Consider the following 16983-nt stretch of genomic DNA (forward strand, 5'->3'; position numbering starts at 1 on the left):
ACTGATGCAATACGAACTGCGGTATCAGGTCATCGAGCCGAAGAGGCAGACCTACCAGAACGTGATCGACCGGTTCGGCGACCAGCCGGCCAGCCGCTACCTCGAGGCGACGCTCGACGTCGAACCGCGCGAGAACTTCCACTACCGGCCCACGTGGGACCAGCACCGTGAGCTCTACGACGCGGACTACACCGCGCTGAAGCTCAAGGATCCGTACAGCTACACGGATCCACGCCAGTTCTACTACACGCCGTACGTCACCAACCGCGCGAACCTGCACGACGAGTTCACCAAGCAGATGGCCTACCTCGAAGAGCGCGAGCTGCTCGCGAAGCTGCCCGCGGCGTGGCGCACGGTGCTCACCACGGCCATCCTTCCCTTGCGCCACTACGAATCCGGCGCGCAGATGGTGAGCGTCGGCGGCGCCCGGTTCGCGTACGGCACCTCGCTGGAGCAGTGCTGCACCTACGCGGCGTTCGACCGCATCGGCAACGCACAGATGCTCTCCCGTGTCGGTATCGCGTTGGGCGCGGGCACCGGTGACCTGCTGCAGGTCGCCAAGCGCGAATGGCTGGACAGCGAGCACCTGCAGCCGCTGCGCCGGTTCACCGAAGAAGCCATGGTCACGCCCGACTGGGCCGAGGGCCTGATCGCGGTCGACCTCGTGGACTCGCTGGTCTACCCGGTGCTCTACCGCGAGCTCGACGAGATCGCGCTCACCACCGGGGCCGGCGCGTACAGCCTGTTCACGCAGTACCTGCACACCTGGTTCAAGGACCAGCGCAAGTGGCTCGACGCGCTGATCAAGGCGTGGGCCGGCGACGAGGAGCACGGCACGGAGAACCGCGAGCACCTGTCCCGCATCGTCGCGACGTGGAACCCGCTGGCGCACGAGGCCGCCACGGAGCTGGCGCGCGTCGTCGACCAACAGCTGCCCGACGCCGGCACGGTCGCCGCGCTCGCGCGCACCACGGCCGCCGCCGAGCGGCGCTGGGCCGAGGTCACCGGGGGTGCGGCGTGAGCGACACCCTGCGCCAAGTCGGTATCGACATCCAGGAGTCCGAAGAGAACCGCGGTCTCGTCGCCGCCATCCGGGCCGACAACCCGGAGCTGACCGTCCGCCACCTGCCGGGCCTGGTGAAGATCCAGGCCGCGGGCCAGATCGTGATCAACCGGGAGTCGGTGGAGCGCGAGCTCGGGCGGGAGTGGGAGACCGGCGAATTCCAGCTGGCCATCGTCTCATTCGCCGGGAACCTCTCCGAGTGGGACGACGACCGGATCATCGTGAAGTGGGAGCACTAGGACATGACTCAGACCGCACCGCGCCGCAAGCTGCCGCTCAAGGAGCGCTACGCGCTGCTCACCCGTGACCTCGACTGGGAACCCAGCTACGTCACCAAGGAACAGCTGTTCCCGTACACCGGCTACGAGGGCATCAAGGTCCACGACTGGGACGGCTGGGAAGACCCGTTCCGCCTCACCGTGGACGCGTACTACAAGTACCAGGCCGAAAAGGACAAGCGGCTCTACGCCGTGCTCGATGGGTTCGCCCAGAGCCAGGGCCACCTCGGCCTCGCGGACGCCAGCTACCTCAACGCGATCAAGCTGTTCATCCAGGGCGTGACGCCGCTGGAGTACGCCGCGCACCGGCACTTCGCCTACCTCGGACGTTACCTCGAAGGCCCGGCGCCGCGGTTCGCCGCGCTGTGCCAGAGCGTGGACGAGCTGCGCCACTGCCAGACGCAGATCCACACGATCAGCAACTACAACAAGTACTACGGCGGCTTCCACAGCTGGTCCAAGATGCACGACCGCGTGTGGTACCTGTCCGTGCCGAAGTCGCTGTTCGACGACGCCATGACGGCCGGGCCGTTCGAGTTCCTGATCTCGATCTCGTTCAGCTTCGAGTACCTGCTCACCAACCTGTTGTTCGTGCCGTTCATGAGTGGCGCGAGCTTCAACGGTGACATGCCGACGATGTCCTTCGGTTTCTCGGCCCAGTCGGACGAAAGCCGGCACATGACGCTCGGCCTGGAGGCCATCAAGTTCCTGCTGGAGCAGGACGAGGGCAACGTGCCGATCATCCAGGACTGGATCGACAAGTGGTTCTGGCGCGCGTACCGGATGTCCGCGCTGGTCGCCGGGATGATGGACTACATGCTGCCGAAGCCGGTGATGAGCTGGAAGGAGGCGTTCGAGCTCTACTTCGAGGACCAGATGCTCGGCGGCCTCTTCCCGGACCTGGAGTTCTACGGCATCCGCCCGCCGCGGCACGTGCAGGACGCGATCGCGGAGAAGGACAAGCTGTCGCACGAGGTTTACAAGGTGCTGCACAACTTCTCCTTCGCCGCGTCATTCACCACGCAGGCGCCGAACGAGCAGCACATGAAGTGGCTGGCCGAGCAGTACCCGGCGACGTTCGACCAGCACTACCGGCCCGTGTGGGAGAAGCACCACCGCATCGAGGCCGACGGCGGCCGGATGTTCTTCCAGGGCCTGCCGCAGCTGTGCCAGGTCTGCCAGATCCCCATGGTGTTCACGGAAAAGGACGACCCGGCCAAGACATCCTTCCGCGCCAGCGAGTTCCGCGGCGAGCGGTTCCACACCTGCAGCGACGGGTGCCAGTGGATCTTCGAGCGTGAGCCGGAGAAGTTCGTGCAGGCGTGGCTGCCCGTGCACCAGATCTACCAGGGCAACTGCGGTGGCCCGTCGGTGCCGGAAGTCCTGGAGTGGTACGGGATCCAGGAAGGCGACAACGGCGAGTACAAGGGCTCGCTCGACCACAAGTCGTGGATCGGGTGGCACAACGGCGACGTGGAGCAGGGAGTCTGACATGGCGGTGAAAGCTCTTTACGACTACGACTTCCCGTCGGCCGACCGCGCCGAGCTCTTCGGCGACGACCAGCTCGTGTACGTGCACTGGGAAGGCAACCCGCTGTTCTGCTCGGCCGCCTGCTTCCGCGTGCCGAAGGCATTGGGCTTCGGCGAGTTCGTGGAGACGGTCGTCGGTCCCTGGGCCGCCTCCGACCCGGAATTCGACCCGACGGCGGTGCGCGACTGGCGGGTGAACGGCCGGCCACTCGACGGCTCCGCCGAAGCCCCGCTCACCGAACTCGGCATCGGCCACAAGGCGCTGCTGCAGTTCACCGCCTGAACGGAGAATTCGTCTTGACGACGCACACCATCCGCGTGGAACCGATCGGCGCCGAAATCCAGTGCCGGGAGGACCAGACCGTGCTCGACGCGTGCCTGCGCGAGGGCATCTGGCTGCCGCACGCGTGCACCCACGGCACGTGTGGCACCTGCAAGGCCCAGATCCTCGACGGTGAGGTCGACCTGGGCGACGCGTCGCCGTACGCGTTGCTGGAGAGCGAGCGCGACGAGGGCGCCGCGTTGATCTGCGTGGCGCAGCCGCGCGGCGACGTGGTGCTCGAGGGTGAAGTCGACATGGACGAGGGCGTCGGGGTCCACCCGGTGCGCGACTTCCGCGCCCGGGTGGACAGCCTCGAAGAGATCGCGCCCGACGTCCGCCGGCTGGTGCTCGCGCTCGAGGAACCGATGCAGTTCAACCCCGGGCAGTACGTGCTGCTCGACGTGCCGGGCGGCCACCAGCGGCCGTACTCGATCGCCAGCTCGCCGTCGAACGGATCGCTGATCGAGCTGCACCTGAAGCGCTCGAAAAACGGCGTCGCGACCGACGGCTGGGTCTTCGCCGGCCTGCAGGCCGGAGACGAGGTGACGTTGTCCGGTCCGTACGGGCGGTTCTCGTTCCGTCCACTTCGGACGCAGCCTATTCTGCTGCTGGGCTCGGGCACGGGACTGGCGCCGTTGAAGGCGATGATCCGCCACATCGACGAGGACGGCGGCGGCGAGTATCAGGTCACGCTGTACCACGGAGTGGCCACCAAGGACGATCTCTACGACCGGGAGTACTTCGAAGAGCTCGAGGCGCGCACGGACTGGTTCACCTACCGGCCGGCGCTCTCCCGCGACGACTGGAACGGCCGCTCGGGGCGGGTTCCGGCACTGCTGGCCGAGGACTACCCCCGGGCCGGCGGGAACGTCGCCTACATCTGCGGCAGCCCGGACATGGTCTCGGACACCATGAAGGCGCTGATGAAGGCGCGCCTGTTCCCCCGGGACATCTACCGCGAGGACTTCTTCGACTCCGCCGACCGCGCCGCGGGCACCCACGTGGTGCGCAGTCCGCTGATCAGGCGCTGATCCGGCCCCTGTGAAAGGACCGCGATGAAAGTCACCGAAATCGAGGCGATCCCGTTCGCCATCCCATACCGCAAACCGTTGCGGTTCGCGAGCGGCGAGGTGGACACGGCCGCGCACATCCTCGTGCGGGTGCACACCGACGAAGGACTGGTGGGGACCGCCGAAGCCCCGCCCCGGCCGTTCACCTACGGGGAGACCCAGGGCTCGATCAAGGCCGTCATCGACTCGGTTTTCGCTCCCCAGCTGCTGGGGATGTCGCCGCTGGCCCGCGAGGCCGTGCACGCCAAGCTCGACCGCACGGTGGGGAACCCGGCCGCGAAGAGCGCGATCGACATGGCGCTGTGGGACCTCATCGGACAGAGCCTCGGCGTGTCCGTGACCGAGCTGCTCGGTGGCTACACCGACCGCATGCGCGTGTGCCACATGGTCGGGTTCGCCCAGCCGGGCGAGATGGTGGACGAGGCCGAGCGGGTGCGCGACCTCTACGGCATCACGACGTTCAAGGTGAAGGTGGGCCGCAGGCCGATCCGCCTCGACGTGGACGTCTGCCGCGCGCTGCGGGCCGGGCTCGGTGAGGACGTCGAGCTCTACATCGACGGAAACCGCGGCTGGACGGCCTCGGAGTCGGCCGCCGCGTTGCGGGCGCTGGAAGACGTCGGGCTGCTGTTCGCCGAGGAGCTGTGCCCCGCCGACGACGTGCTCGGTCGCCGGTGGCTCGCCACGCAGAGCCGGATCCCGCTCTACGCCGACGAAAGCGCCACCCGGCCGGGCGAGGTCACGCGCGAGCTGCTGGCCGGCGCGGCCCACGGCGTGAGCATCAAAACGGCGCGCACCGGCTTCACGTACTCGCAGCGGGTCCTCAGCCAGTGTTCCGGGCTCGGTGTCGAGGTCGTGCTCGGCAACCAGATCGACGGGCAGATCGGCTCACTGTGCGCGGCGACCTTCGGGGCCGCGTTCGAGCTCACCTCGCGGCGGGCCGGTGAGCTGTCGAACTTCCTCGACATGACCGACGACCTGCTCGCCGAACCCCTGCGCATCGAGCACGGCGAGCTGCGCGTGCCGCAAGGCCACGGCCTCGGCATCCAGCTCGACGCCGACAAGCTCGCGCGTTACCGCCAGGACTGATTCCCACCACGAAGAGAGGTATTTGCCATGACTGAAGTCGTTTCGCCCACAGCCGCAGCTTCGGGCGCGTCGGCGACCGAGCGTTTCCAGGAGCGCGCCAAGGGTTCTGCCGCGGCGGACGCGGCCCGCGTGGACGCGATCGCGACGGACGCACTGGCCGCGCTGCACGAGGTCGTCCGCAAGCACCAGCTGACCTACGACGAGTACAACGCCTTCAAGGCCTGGCTGATCCGGGTCGGCGAAGACGGTGAGTGGCCGCTGTTCCTCGACGTGTTCCTCGAGCACGAGGTCGAGAAGGTCGCGAACGCCAGCCGCGAGGGCACTGTCGGGAGCATCGAAGGTCCGTACTACGTGGAGGGTGCGCCCGAGTTCGGCGCGGAAGGCACCCTGCCGATGCGCGACGGCGAGCCTGGCGTGCCGTTGCGCTTCTTCGGCCAGATCCGTTCGGTGTCGGGTGAACCGCTTCCCGGCGCCGTGGTGGACTTCTGGCAGGCCGACGACAACGGGCTGTACTCGCAGTTCGCGCCGGGCATTCCCGAGTGGAATCTGCGCGGCCGCTTCACGACCGAAGCCGACGGCAATTTCTCGATCCACACGATCCACCCGGCGCCGTACCAGATCCCGACCGACGGCGCGACGGGCGCGCTCATCGCCGCCGCCGGCTGGCACGCGTGGCGTCCGGCGCACCTGCACATCAAGGTTTCGGCGCCGGGGCACCAGCTGATCACGACGCAGCTGTACTTCGACGGTGGCGAGCACGTCGGCGACGACATCGCCACGGCCGTGAAGGACGCGCTGATCCTGTCGCCGACCTCTGTCGGCGACGGCGAAGAGGTCCGCTACGACTTCGTGCTCGACCCCGCCTGAGGCCGGCATGTTGTTCGCGGTGCGCATGGACGTCTCTCTGCCGCTGGACCTCGACTCCCGGTTCCGGGACGAGCTGCTGGCGACGGAGAAGGCGTACAGCCAGAAGTTGCAGCGGGAGGGGAAGTGGGTCCACCTGTGGCGGGTCGTCGGTGAGTACTCGAACCTGAGTGTGTTCGACGTGGCGGACAACGCGGAGCTGCACGAACTGCTGTGGAACCTGCCGCTGTTCAAGTACATGAGCATGACCGTGACGCCGTTGGCTCAGCACCCATCGGCGTTGGCGGGAGCGCAGGACGGCTGAGCCCGTTGTGGAATCGGGCGCCTGAGCTGGTTCTCGGTTTGGGTGCCCGATTCTGCAATGGTGGCCGCGCGGCGAAGGATGAGCGATTGCGTCTTGCCCGGATCAGCCGCTTGGTCAGCACTCGACGACCGGTTCAGGCAACAGGGAAGCCGTAGTGGGAACAGTCGGAAGCCACCCCGGCTCGACCCGCGCTGGCCGAGCCCGGGCGGCGCCTGCCGACCGGTCAGGGTCGGGTGACTACCGCTTCGGTGCAGGAATCCGCTCGCCGGCCTTGGCCGCGAGTTCCTCATCACTGACCATGGTGAGCATCGGGACCCCAGGGGTCATCATCGCGACCACGACGAGGCGGGTCGTCTGGTCGGTGAGCAGGTTGGCGATCGTGTAGTGGATGACGTCACCCCCCGGTTCCCAGAAGGCTTCTCCCGCTTTGACCGGATACGGCGCCTCACCCTCGAGCTCGAACAGCATCTCGCCCTCGAGCATGTAGCCGAAAACGGGGCCCGAGTGACGATGGGGAGCGATCCCAGGGTCCCCCGGCGGCAGCTCGAGTATGCGGATCATCGCGGAGGAACCCGGCGCGATGGACGGCGGCACAACTTCCAGCAGATCCTTCTGCCGCATGTTGGTGATAACAGGCATTTTTATCCTCTCTGGGCTGAATGTCCCTTGTGCCTTCGCCGGGACTTCGCGGGTTCCCGAACTCCGGATCAGAGGTCTCAGCGGTGGAGCACGCACTACGAACCAGGCGAAATGACCATGGTTGCGATCTCTCAGGCCTCTCGGCCTCGACAGCGACGGCTTGCGTGACAGCTTTACTGGAAGGATCGGTCGACCGGACCTGATCCCGAGCATGCCCTCCTCTTCTCGCTTGCGTTCTCAGCGGGGAGACGAGATAGCCCATCGAGGTGTGACACCTCAGACGCGATCAAGTTCGCGCGGGTCGACGACCATGCGGTGGACGGTGCTCAGGCCGTCTGTGAGCTGCACAGTGTCGACGGTGTGGACGCGGCCCGGTCGGTGCCACACGAGCGGGGCTGCCCGCCGACCTCGATGGCATGCATCGACGTGGTCCGGCGCCACTGGCGGCTCGCGTGCACCATCACCTCGACGTTGCGTCGTACCGTCCAAGGAGGAGGCCAAGGTCACCCACGTGAAGTCGATGCCGACGAGTCGAAGTGGTTCGCCGCCGAGCGGAGTAGTGTCGCCGCTGCCCTGCACCTTTCCACCTGTTCGCAGTCAGTGGCGCGGTTCTTGGTGGTGCACCCGATCCTCCCTCCCGAGATATTCGTCGCATCGGAATTGTTCTGCTGCTGACTTCCGAGTGGCACTCAGCTGCGGCGCTTTCGGCCTTTGCCAGGTCCGCGCCTCGAGCGGGACACACCCGCCAACGGATGCACGGTGGCGCGGCCGGGCCGGCGCGTGGTGAACAGCTGGCGGAGTTCGTCCAGGCCGACGTGGTCGGGATGACCGGAGGCCAGCAGCGCCACCATCAGCTCGCGGGCCTCGTCCGCCGACATCTCGGCGAGCGCGTCGACGACGGCGTCGGGACCGGCGACTTCCAGGAGGTGGATGAACTGCTCGGCCATGGCGCGCAACCCTTCGTCGGGGCCGAGCTCGTCCATGGAGACCTCGCCGTCCTCGAGCAGTAGCTGCGCCACGATCGGACCCAGCTGCTGGTCCGCACGCAGTCCACGCAAGAACGCGGGCCGGTCGGGCATGGTGCGGGCCAGTACGTCGAGCATCATGGCGGCGCGGGCGCGGAACGGGCAGGCCCGAACTCCTTCCAGCAGCTGTGGCAGGCCATCGGGCTGGCCTCCGTGGTTCTCCAGCCATGCGGCGATTTCAGCCTCGGCCGCCTCCGGGGTGTAGTGGTCGACGATCATGCCCAGCAGCGGGGTGGGGCCGGCGTCCGACAGCTCACCGACCAGTGGCGCGTAGCGACCCGCTTTGACCATGCGGCCGCGAACCGCGCGCGTGGCCAGTGGTGTGAGCGAGACCAGTTCAACGGGGCCCGAACTGAGCGCGGCGCGCAGCCTCGCCGCGGTGTCCGGAGGGAACATCTCGGGTGCGTCCAGGTCCCTCTGGAACAACGGGTCGGGCTCGGCGACGGTCAGCTCCAGTGCCCCGAATTCGGCCAGCTCGGCGAACAATCGCCGCACATCCTCGCCGACCCCCTCGCGCCACACGGCCGTGGCGTCGGGATCCAGCTCGTCGAGGTAGGCGACTTCGGTGCACGCCAACCAAACGGTCTCCGCAAGCCGGACCACCGGCACGGGCTCGGGCAGCCCGTAGATGGTGTGGAGGATGTCGGGCAGTACGAGATCGATCATTTCGTCCAGCAACACGGTGTGACCGGCCTCCCGCGCTCCTGGTCGCGGGAGAAGCCCTAGCTCGGGCAGGGCGTCGAACCCGTCCGTCCACAGCGCGAGGCTGTCGCGCAGCAGCGGCGCGCTTTTCGCGATACGTACCAACCGGTTCTTGACGACTCGGACGAGCCGGATTTTCTTGGCCAGCTCGACCAGCGTGGTGAGAGCGGGCAGCTCGGCGCTGCTTTGGGTACGAAATACCTGGTCGCCGATCTGCGGGTCGATGGTGTCGCCCGTGTCCAGCAGCCGCACCAGTTCCCGGGCATCAGCGAGCTTGATGTTGCCGGTCGTGGTCAGCGCTCGTCCGTCACCAATCCAGTCGACGAGCGCACGCAACCGGGCGACGACCGGGGCCTGCCCGGCCACCGCCGCGAGCTCGGTCTCCGCCGGAAGCGACACCGGGAGCTGCGCGACCGCGCGTTCGGGCCGGCCACCGCCATCCTCGGCGTGCCGCGCGGCGATGTGGGTGAGCACGTCGTCGTCGTAGCCGATCTCGCCGGCGCGGGCTTGTTCGGCGAACCGGTTCATGGCGACGTGGTCGGCGGGATCGACCCCATGGTTGATCGCGGCCATCACCCAGAACTTGGCCAAACCGAAGTTGCGTTCGTCGGTCATCGCCGCCGCGAATTCGGCAGCGGCCTTCGTGATCGCCGCGTCGAGCTCGGTCAGCGTGCTGCCGGTGGCATCGGCCAGCCCGGTTGCGTGCAAGTACCGGACGAACACGCGCAGGTCCTCCGGCATACCGGCTGCCTCGTGCGCGGTGGCCGAGAGAGTTCGCGGTAGATGTGACAGCAGGAATTCCTCGACCAGGCCGGTGGTCCAGTAGCCCCATCGTCCGTCGATGCTGTGGTGCCGGAAATCCAGCGCCGCGGACAGTGTGAGCGGATCGACCCGTTGTCCCTGGCGTTCGGCCCAGCCCGTGGACCGACGGATCAGCAGGTCTTTGGCCGCTTCGAACGCCTCGACGTCCTCCGGCTCGAAGTAGGTGTGCATCGCAGCCTCACGGGTCCTTCGTCGGTCGCAGATTCGGTGAACCTGCTCATGGCAGGTCCGGATCGGGGTGCTCGGCGATGAACCGGTCGGCGGTGTCACGGGTGACGAGTGCATTGTCGGCCAGCCACTCCACAGCACGGCGTTGCCCGCGAATGTCGCTGAACTCGTGCCAACGGGAGAGGAGTCCCGGATACTCCGCGTACAATTTGTTCTTGAACCGACGGAAGGCGCCTTTTCCATGAATGGCTCGTGCCAGCCGTTGCCCGGCCCGCTCGTCACTGATGCGTTCCGCGAAATATGCCATGTCCTCATACCAGACACGCGACGGCAAAGGACCGATGGCGATCAGGTCCAGTTCGTCGAGGCCGATCGGTTGGTCGCCGTCGATCCCACCGTCCGATGTCCAGAATTCGATCTCGCCCGTGTGCGGGTTGATCAGGTGGCGGTGATCGTCAGCGGACTGGTCCTGCAGTGCTGTTGCGATCCCTTCGAGGTTGAAGTCGTCCAAGCTGAGCACCCGGGCAGAGTATCCCGGGTGGTTCGGCTTACGCACGCCGTGCGCCCGGGAGGACTGCCCCGGCAGGATCCGAACCTGCGACACCCGCTCTTGGCTGGCCTCGGCCCTGCGCTCGACCGCGAAGCACTCGGGCAGGATTGCGTCGGTGAAGTTCGCCTCGGTGAAGTTCGCCTCGGTGAGGTCGGCGCGGGTGAGGTTCGCACGGGTGAGGGCTCGTCGACGAGTGCTGCGGATGTTGGCCTGGGTGACGTCCGCGTCTCGCCGCGCGCTCCTTCTTACTGTTCGGTAGCGTCAGGTCGTTCTGCGCGGACGAGTTCACCCGTCGCTTGCCGAATGAACACCTCAGCTGTTTGACCGAACGACCATGCCAACGCCTCGTCGAGCGTGGCGGCATCGAACATGTCCAGAAATTCACCATCGGGCTGCTCGGACCAAGCTGCGGTCCACGGCCTACGCCTGCCTGGCGGCAGGATAATGACGTACCCAGCCACACGGGCCCGACGGGCAGGACCATCTGGTGGCATGCCGGCGCGTGCCGCACTGGGACTCAGTGGTGTGTAGCCACCACCCCGCTGCTCTTCTCGGAAGAACCGCTGACGAGGCGCTTCGCGACTGTTCACCGCTGCATCCTACTGCCCGCGAGCCGCGCCCGTCCGGGGTGAAAGTGGAACTGATCAGTCGCCCGACAGAGGTGTGCCAGGTGAATCATCGGGTTGTGCGGTGTGGAAGCGGCACAGCGGATCGCCATCGAAATTGCAGACCACGGGACTCTTGACGATAAGCCAGATATTCGTGTCTGGGCATTTCGGAATATAAAGCTGAACTTGTTCCACTGAGACTTGCAGGCGCCATTCCTCCAGTGGCTATTAAATCCGTTTGGTGGAAGAAGTCCTGGAATCCCTCAACGCCGCTGTCACTGGCATCGCGACGGCAAGTGTCGAGTCGTGGAGCTACCGGCGCCAGAAACCCCGACGAGATGCAGCCGCGGTTCCGGCGTCGTTCGCCACGGCGACCGACTCGGCGGCGGTCATCAACTCGCTGACCCGGCCGGCCGGCGGTCAGTTTGCGCTGTTCGTCCTGTTCAGGGCGTGAATGTGATCTACTACGGGCAGGCCCACGAGGGGATCTTTTGCCGTGGTAGCCGAACGGATGAACGCAAACGACCAGGCCGCACCCGCCGTAGACGTGTACGATCTAGACTTCCCGGGCCCGCACAAACAGTGGGTCGCGGCGATCGAGAACTCGCCCACGACGCCGGTGTGGCTCGGACATCGGACCGACTCCGGGGACCAGGCGGCGCTGGTGGGCACACTGCCACGCGGCGCGTTCGCGTCAGGTATGGCGCCGTTGGACTGGCGTGCGCCCGGTATGGCACTCGGCCACCTGATGAACGCTGTCGAGCCGACCGAGCCCGGTACGGATCGCGTCACTCTCGGCAGGGCGGTTCAGGCGCAACTGGCCGAGCGCGTCGCCGCCCTGTCCAGCTGGCCACGCTCGACGTGGACGGTGGACGGCGTCCGCGTGCAGGCGGCGGTTCTGCACTTCGCGGGAACCTGGCTGGCGCTCGCTGATGAGCTGAGCGATGCCTACCTGGTCACCGTCGGTGTGGGCATTTTGCCAGACGATCTGAAATTCCATAAGACTCGTGGCGAAAAATATGGGGCCGATTCTCCGCTCCATTGACCATCGGTCAGCTCAACCGTTTCCCAGGTGAAGCTGCAGCGGCCGCAGATGCTGGCGTAGTTTGTGTCGGTGTGCACTTCACTGCAGTTGCACAAGTGCTGATACGACTTGTAAAGCCTCATCGAATAGACGTGGCCATTGCACCACCAGGGAACGTTGACATTGACCGCTGTATTGCAATAGCGCCGTCGCAGTAGCTCACTTGAACTACTGCGAAGGCTTTGCGCTGTCCAGGGCTGGTAGGCGTGTCGTGTGTCGTGTTGCAACGGCCCCCGTGTGCGGGCTAGATCAGGGATGCCTGCACGGGCTGGACCGGCGCTGACCCGTCAGCCCCACTCGCCCAGCGCTGTGCGCAGTAGAACGGCCCGCTGACCTGCACGTTATCCGGCAGGTCTTGCTTCGCGCGGAACCCTTTCAGTTCGACCTCGTCGACGTCGAACGGCGTGGTGGACCAGGTGTAGCCCGGGCCGCGGGCGAACTGCTACTTCTCAGGGCTGCGTCCGGAAGAAGCCGTGAACCTCAACCGGGACCTCTGCACACTGCCAAGCCCGACGACCGCCAAAGAGACCGGTGAGAAGGTCTACGACTGGGGCGAGCTGTACGTGGAGGAAGCCACGCCAACACGCGGGTGCACAGTGGACAGACACCGGCAAAACCCACGGATCGTCTCCAGCTCAAGCACCGCGAAGCCGGAGACGGGCCTTTCGTGGCCCGCCCGCCAGAACTGACCGCGGTCCTTTTCGACCATGTCGAGGACCTCGGGGTGGCCGAAGACGGCTCTTTCTTCCACGGTGTGCGCGGTGGACCGGTGCCGCTCGTCACGTGGCGGCGCGTGTGGACGGTCGCTCGTACGGCGACGTTCACTGGACCACTGGCACGATCGCCGCTGGCCCGCCGCCCGTACGACCTCCGCGATGCGTGCGTGTCGACGTGGCTCGCGTCCGGCGTTGACCCCAGCCAGGTCGCGGAGTGGCTGGTCAGTCAGTGGAGGTGTTGCCGCGGATCTACGCCACCGTGGTCGACTGCCGCCGCCAAGAAGCTCTCCAGAAGATCCAGCGCGCGCTCGGGCACCGCTGACAGCGGTCTGACGGATGGCCGCATCCAGGTGTATCAGGACGGATATGGCCGCATAACGCGAGATCGCCCATCACCAGTGTTTCCACTGGTAGATGGGCGATGTTCGCTGGACTCGTGGGGTGCCCCCGGCAGGATTCGAACCTGCGACACCCGCTTTAGGAGAGCGGTGCTCTATCCCCTGAGCTACGAGGGCATGTGTAGCCAACCAGCAGCTTACCGGTCCCGGACACCCTGACAAGCACCTACCTGCCCAACCGGCGGCCTCACCCGCGCGAGGGCTCCTGTGCGCGGCGTTTTGAAGATCATTTCAACCCACCTCGACATGATTGGTAACGATCAGGCAATCCACCCGATAAGGCGTGCGCCGGGCCGTAAAGTTCCGGTTCCGATCCGTGGAAAGGTGAAGTACGTGAGCACGCCCGACAACCCTGAGCAGTACCAGCAGTACCCGGCCGGCCAGAGCGCCCCGTTCGCCGCTCCGCCGGTCAGTGCCGGTTACGGGCAGCAGCAGCCCGTGGGCGCGCCGCGCAACGGGTTCGGCGTTACGGCCCTCGTGCTGGGCATCATCGCCCTCGTCCTGTGCTGGACGGTGTGGGGCGGCATCATCCTGGGCGTCCTCGCACTGGTCTTCGGCATCCTCGGCGTGAAGCGCGTCAATCGTGGCCAGGCGACCAACAAGGGTGCCTCTATCTCCGGCATCGTGACCGGCAGCATCGGCCTGGTCATCGGGGTGCTGCTCGCCATCCTGGTCGGCTCGATCTTCGCGACGTTCGGGAGCCAGCTCGGCGACCTGCAGGACTGCTTGCAGAAGGCCGGCACTGACCAGTCGCAGATCCAGAGCTGCCAGCAGCAGTTCAGCGACAACGTGCAGAACCGCTGACCAAGCCGTAGTGCCGTCGGGGATCGGGGCATCCCCGACGGCCGGGCGTCAGTCGAGGAATTCGACGTAGCCGTGGGTGCCGTTCACGCGGACCCGCTGACCGTCGCGGATCAGCCGCGTGGCCTGGTTGACGCCGACGACGGCGGGCAGGCCGTATTCGCGGGCAACCACGGCGCCGTGGGTCATCAGGCCGCCCACCTGCGTGACCAGGCCGGCGATCGTCACGAACGCCGGTGACCAGCTGGGGTCGGTGTAGGCGGTCACGAGGATGTCGCCCGCCTCGAGGTCGGCCTCGGCGAGGTCCAGGACGACGCGGGCGCGGCCCTCGACGGTTCCGGTGGACACCGGCAGACCGGGAAGTGCGCCGGCCGGCGCATCCGAACGGCGGTAGCTCCCGGAGACGGTCTCGCCCTCGGAGGTCAGCACCCGTTGCGGGGTGAGTGCCTGGTCCGCCGCGAACTGTTCCTTGCGCCTGCGGATGAGGTCGCCGTCGGCGGTGCCGGTGCGGGCGGCCTCGTGCAGTTCCTGGAACCGCAGCGAAAAGCTGTCCTCCGCCGACTCGAGGACGCCGGCCGCCACGAGCCGCTCGGCCTCGGCCAGCAGCGCCTTCTTGTACTGGAAATAGCGGCTGATCATCCCGTACTTGGGGTATTCGCGGTAGCCGACAAACGTGCGCAGCCGGTCGATCATGGCCTTCGTCTCTTCGGCTTTTCGCGCGCCGCCGGGCAGAATCCGCAAACGCTCCAGCAGTTCCTGTTCTTTCTGCCCGGCTTCCCGCAGCCCCTGGTCGAAGCGCCGGCGGGCGGCGCCGGGTTCGAAGTTGTCGACGTTGCCGAGCAGCACGGGCAGCAGCGTGCTGGGACGTTCGCTCCACCGCGGCCTCGTGATGTCGATTTCGCCGACGCACCGCATGCCGTACGTGTCGAGATACGCCTGGATCTTCTCCCGTGCTTCACTTCCGCCCGGCAGCGCGGGAAGTTCGTCGAGGAAGCCCTCGCCCCGCACGGTCCGGAGGAACGCCACCACTTCCGCGTGCGGGCGAAGGACGTCGGCGACGTCCAGCAGCGCGAGGCCCATTTCCGACGAGACGTTGTCGGGCGCGGACTGCGAAAGCGTGTCGGCGGCGTTCTCCTCGCCCAGCCATTCGCGCAGCTGCTTGTTCAGCCACGTCGCCGCGTCCATTCCGGCCATGATCGCCTGGTGGCTGCGCGGATTGAACAACAGCCGCCGCAGTTCCTGCAGATCCGCGAGGATGAAGTCGAACAACTCCGCACCGCGTTTCTCCCGGATGTCACGCTCGAGCGCGGCCAGCGACGCCTTGCTCTCCTCGACCAGCCCGTGGACGATCGCCGGGTCCGTCTCGATCGGCTCGGGTGCGACGCCGAACGGCAGCGGGGCGGCGCCGCCCTCCGTCGGCTCCGGCAGGAAACCGCGGTCGAGCACGGTCTGCAGCGCGTCGCGCATCAGCGGGTCCGACGCCCCCATCAGCTCCAGGTACCCGGCGCGCCCGGCCTTCGTCGCGAGGCCCGGGGTGACGTCGACGAACAGCCGGCTGCCCGCTTCCGCCATGGGCCGCGGTGTGGTCAGCTGCCACACGGACAGGCCGAGCGGCCGCATCGCGTCGGTCATCATCTGCTGGTGCCCGACCGAGAGGTAGACGTGGTTGCCCTCGTCGGCGGCGGGTGGGATCGGGAACAGCGTGGTGATCGGCCGGCTCTGCACGATCTGGAACTCGCCGTCGGCCAAGCACCACTCGATGTCCTGGGGCCGGCCGAAGTGCGCCTCGATCCGGCGGCCCAGTCCCGCCAGTCGCAGCACCTGCTCGTCGGTCAGCGCCGGGCGCTCCTGCTCTCGCGGCGCGATCGCGTCCTCCCGGGTGCCGCCGCCCGGCACCGCGTGGATGGCGAGCTTCTTGGCCGACACCGTCTTCTCGACGATTTCCCCCTCGCGCACCCGGTAGGTGTCGGCGTTCACCAGCCCGGAAACGAGCGCCTCGCCGAGGCCGAACCCGGCGTCGATGGTCGTGACCTTCCGGTTCGACGTGACGGGGTCGGCCGTGAACAGGATCCCGGACGCCTCCGACAGCACCATCCGCTGAACCACCACGGCCATGTGCACCCTGCGGTGGTCGAAACCGTTGCGCAGGCGGTAGGTCACGGCCCGGTCGGTGAACAGCGAGGCCCAGCAGAGCCGGATGCGCTCGAGGATCGCCGCCGGCCCGACGACGTTGAGGTACGTGTCCTGCTGGCCGGCGAACGAGGCCGTCGGCAGGTCTTCGGCCGTCGCGCTGGAACGCACGGCGTACGCGGCGCCCGGCTCCACCGGCGCGATCAGCGCTGCCGCCACGTCGTCCGGAACGGCCGCCGCCGAAACGACCTCACGGATCCGTGCGCTCAGCTCGGCGATCGGGTCCCGGTCGCCGGGATCCAGCCGTGCCAGGCGGTCCAGCGCGCTCTCGAACGCCGGCACCTCCGCCAGCACCCGCCGAAAAGCACGTGTCGTCACGCAATACCCGGGCGGCACCAGCACGCCCTCGATGCGCGAAAGCTCCCCCAGGTGCGCGCCCTTGCCCCCGACTAGGTCGACCTGGCTCCGGTCGATGTCCCGGAAATCCAGCACGAGCTCGGTTCCACCCACTCTTCGTCCCCCGTTTTCCATGGCCGGAGAATTCCGGCCGAGGCGCACGATTGTGAAGGACGACCGGGGTCTTGCCACAAGAGCGGGGGTGCGCTATAGGTTGGAAGTGGCAGGAGGAGTACTTGCTTTTCCGCCGCATCCGTCCGGTCTGGACACTCACCCCTGAAGCTCGCGGCCGCGGGTCAACCGACGACCGGGCCCACCCGTGTGGGGGGCCCCGGCAAGCGAGGACCAGCACGATCAGGGACCCGGCCAGACCAGTGGCGTCACCTGGTCGTGTCTGGTTTCGAAACCTTGAACAACAGTAGGTAAT

General features: G+C 67.1%; 15 protein-coding genes, 1 tRNA gene and 1 pseudogene. 11 read left to right on the forward strand and 6 right to left on the reverse strand.

The genetic code is table 11. The features are described from left to right. Positions 1 to 4 precede the first annotated feature (4 nt). Genes AB0F91_RS01525 through catC form a run of 8 tightly spaced genes read left to right on the forward strand, consistent with a single transcriptional unit; the run spans position 5 to position 6517 of the window. Positions 5 to 1021, forward strand: coding sequence for a phenol 2-monooxygenase (locus AB0F91_RS01525; RefSeq protein WP_360593792.1), 1017 nt, complete (start codon positions 5 to 7; stop codon positions 1019 to 1021). Next, complete coding sequence (locus AB0F91_RS01530) at positions 1018 to 1302, forward strand: MmoB/DmpM family protein (protein ID WP_220244472.1); 285 nt, start codon at positions 1018 to 1020, stop codon at positions 1300 to 1302. Before AB0F91_RS01525 ends, AB0F91_RS01530 begins: the two co-directional genes overlap by 4 nt. A gap of 3 nt (positions 1303 to 1305) precedes the next feature. Further along, positions 1306 to 2832: a YHS domain-containing protein gene (locus AB0F91_RS01535; RefSeq protein ID WP_360593794.1), complete on the forward strand. Its 1527-nt coding sequence runs from the start codon at positions 1306 to 1308 to the stop codon at positions 2830 to 2832. Position 2833: 1 nt separating this feature from the next. Beyond that, positions 2834 to 3154, forward strand: a complete 321-nt coding sequence (locus AB0F91_RS01540) for a phenol hydroxylase subunit P4 (RefSeq protein ID WP_360593796.1) — start codon at positions 2834 to 2836, stop codon at positions 3152 to 3154. Between the two features lie 14 nt (positions 3155 to 3168). Next, positions 3169 to 4224 (forward strand): 2Fe-2S iron-sulfur cluster-binding protein, encoded by a 1056-nt coding sequence (locus AB0F91_RS01545; RefSeq protein ID WP_360593798.1) that lies wholly within the window; start codon positions 3169 to 3171, stop codon positions 4222 to 4224. A 24-nt stretch (positions 4225 to 4248) separates the two neighbouring features. Further along, on the forward strand, positions 4249 to 5349 hold the full coding sequence (locus AB0F91_RS01550; protein WP_360593800.1) for an enolase C-terminal domain-like protein: 1101 nt from the start codon (positions 4249 to 4251) through the stop codon (positions 5347 to 5349). Positions 5350 to 5376: 27 nt separating this feature from the next. Next, positions 5377 to 6216 (forward strand): catechol 1,2-dioxygenase, encoded by an 840-nt coding sequence (gene catA, locus AB0F91_RS01555; protein ID WP_360593802.1) that lies wholly within the window; start codon positions 5377 to 5379, stop codon positions 6214 to 6216. 7 nt (positions 6217 to 6223) lie between these two features. Continuing rightward, on the forward strand, positions 6224 to 6517 hold the full coding sequence (catC, locus tag AB0F91_RS01560; protein WP_360593803.1) for a muconolactone Delta-isomerase: 294 nt from the start codon (positions 6224 to 6226) through the stop codon (positions 6515 to 6517). A gap of 237 nt (positions 6518 to 6754) precedes the next feature. Here catC and AB0F91_RS01565 read toward each other — a convergent pair whose 3' ends face one another. The 4 genes and pseudogenes from AB0F91_RS01565 to AB0F91_RS01580 all read right to left on the reverse strand — a co-directional run. Next, complete coding sequence (locus AB0F91_RS01565; protein ID WP_360593805.1) at positions 6755 to 7156, reverse strand: cupin domain-containing protein; 402 nt, start codon at positions 7154 to 7156, stop codon at positions 6755 to 6757. 689 nt (positions 7157 to 7845) lie between these two features. Then, entirely contained in the window at positions 7846 to 9990 is a 2145-nt protein-coding gene (locus tag AB0F91_RS01570) for a hypothetical protein (protein WP_360595104.1), read from the reverse strand. Further along, a complete protein-coding gene (locus tag AB0F91_RS01575) occupies positions 9923 to 10393 on the reverse strand; it encodes a UPF0158 family protein (RefSeq protein WP_360593807.1) in 471 nt (156 codons plus the stop codon). Before AB0F91_RS01575 ends, AB0F91_RS01570 begins: the two co-directional genes overlap by 68 nt. Positions 10394 to 10537: 144 nt before the next feature. Then, positions 10538 to 10627: pseudogene (locus AB0F91_RS01580) on the reverse strand (pentapeptide repeat-containing protein); the annotation flags it as partial. A gap of 645 nt (positions 10628 to 11272) precedes the next feature. Between AB0F91_RS01580 and AB0F91_RS01585 the strand changes: the two are divergent. Next, the gene (locus AB0F91_RS01585) at positions 11273 to 11485 is read left to right on the forward strand and encodes a hypothetical protein (RefSeq protein ID WP_360593808.1); all 213 of its coding nucleotides are present in this window, start codon (positions 11273 to 11275) and stop codon (positions 11483 to 11485) included. Between the two features lie 57 nt (positions 11486 to 11542). Further along, entirely contained in the window at positions 11543 to 12076 is a 534-nt protein-coding gene (locus tag AB0F91_RS01590) for a hypothetical protein (RefSeq protein WP_360593810.1), read from the forward strand. A 1197-nt stretch (positions 12077 to 13273) separates the two neighbouring features. On the opposite strand, the gene AB0F91_RS01595 is transcribed toward AB0F91_RS01590, so the two are convergent. Continuing rightward, positions 13274 to 13346: transfer RNA gene (locus tag AB0F91_RS01595), tRNA-Arg, on the reverse strand. A 216-nt stretch (positions 13347 to 13562) separates the two neighbouring features. Between AB0F91_RS01595 and AB0F91_RS01600 the strand changes: the two genes are divergently transcribed. Continuing rightward, positions 13563 to 14033: a DUF4190 domain-containing protein gene (locus tag AB0F91_RS01600; protein ID WP_360593812.1), complete on the forward strand. Its 471-nt coding sequence runs from the start codon at positions 13563 to 13565 to the stop codon at positions 14031 to 14033. A gap of 48 nt (positions 14034 to 14081) precedes the next feature. Here the strand turns inward: AB0F91_RS01600 and rph are convergent, their stop codons facing one another. Then, positions 14082 to 16670 (reverse strand): rifamycin-inactivating phosphotransferase, encoded by a 2589-nt coding sequence (rph, locus tag AB0F91_RS01605; protein ID WP_360593814.1) that lies wholly within the window; start codon positions 16668 to 16670, stop codon positions 14082 to 14084. Positions 16671 to 16983 lie beyond the last annotated feature (313 nt).

It is taken from the genome of Amycolatopsis sp. NPDC023774 (genome assembly GCF_040639695.1).
Lineage (GTDB): Bacteria > Actinomycetota > Actinomycetes > Mycobacteriales > Pseudonocardiaceae > Amycolatopsis.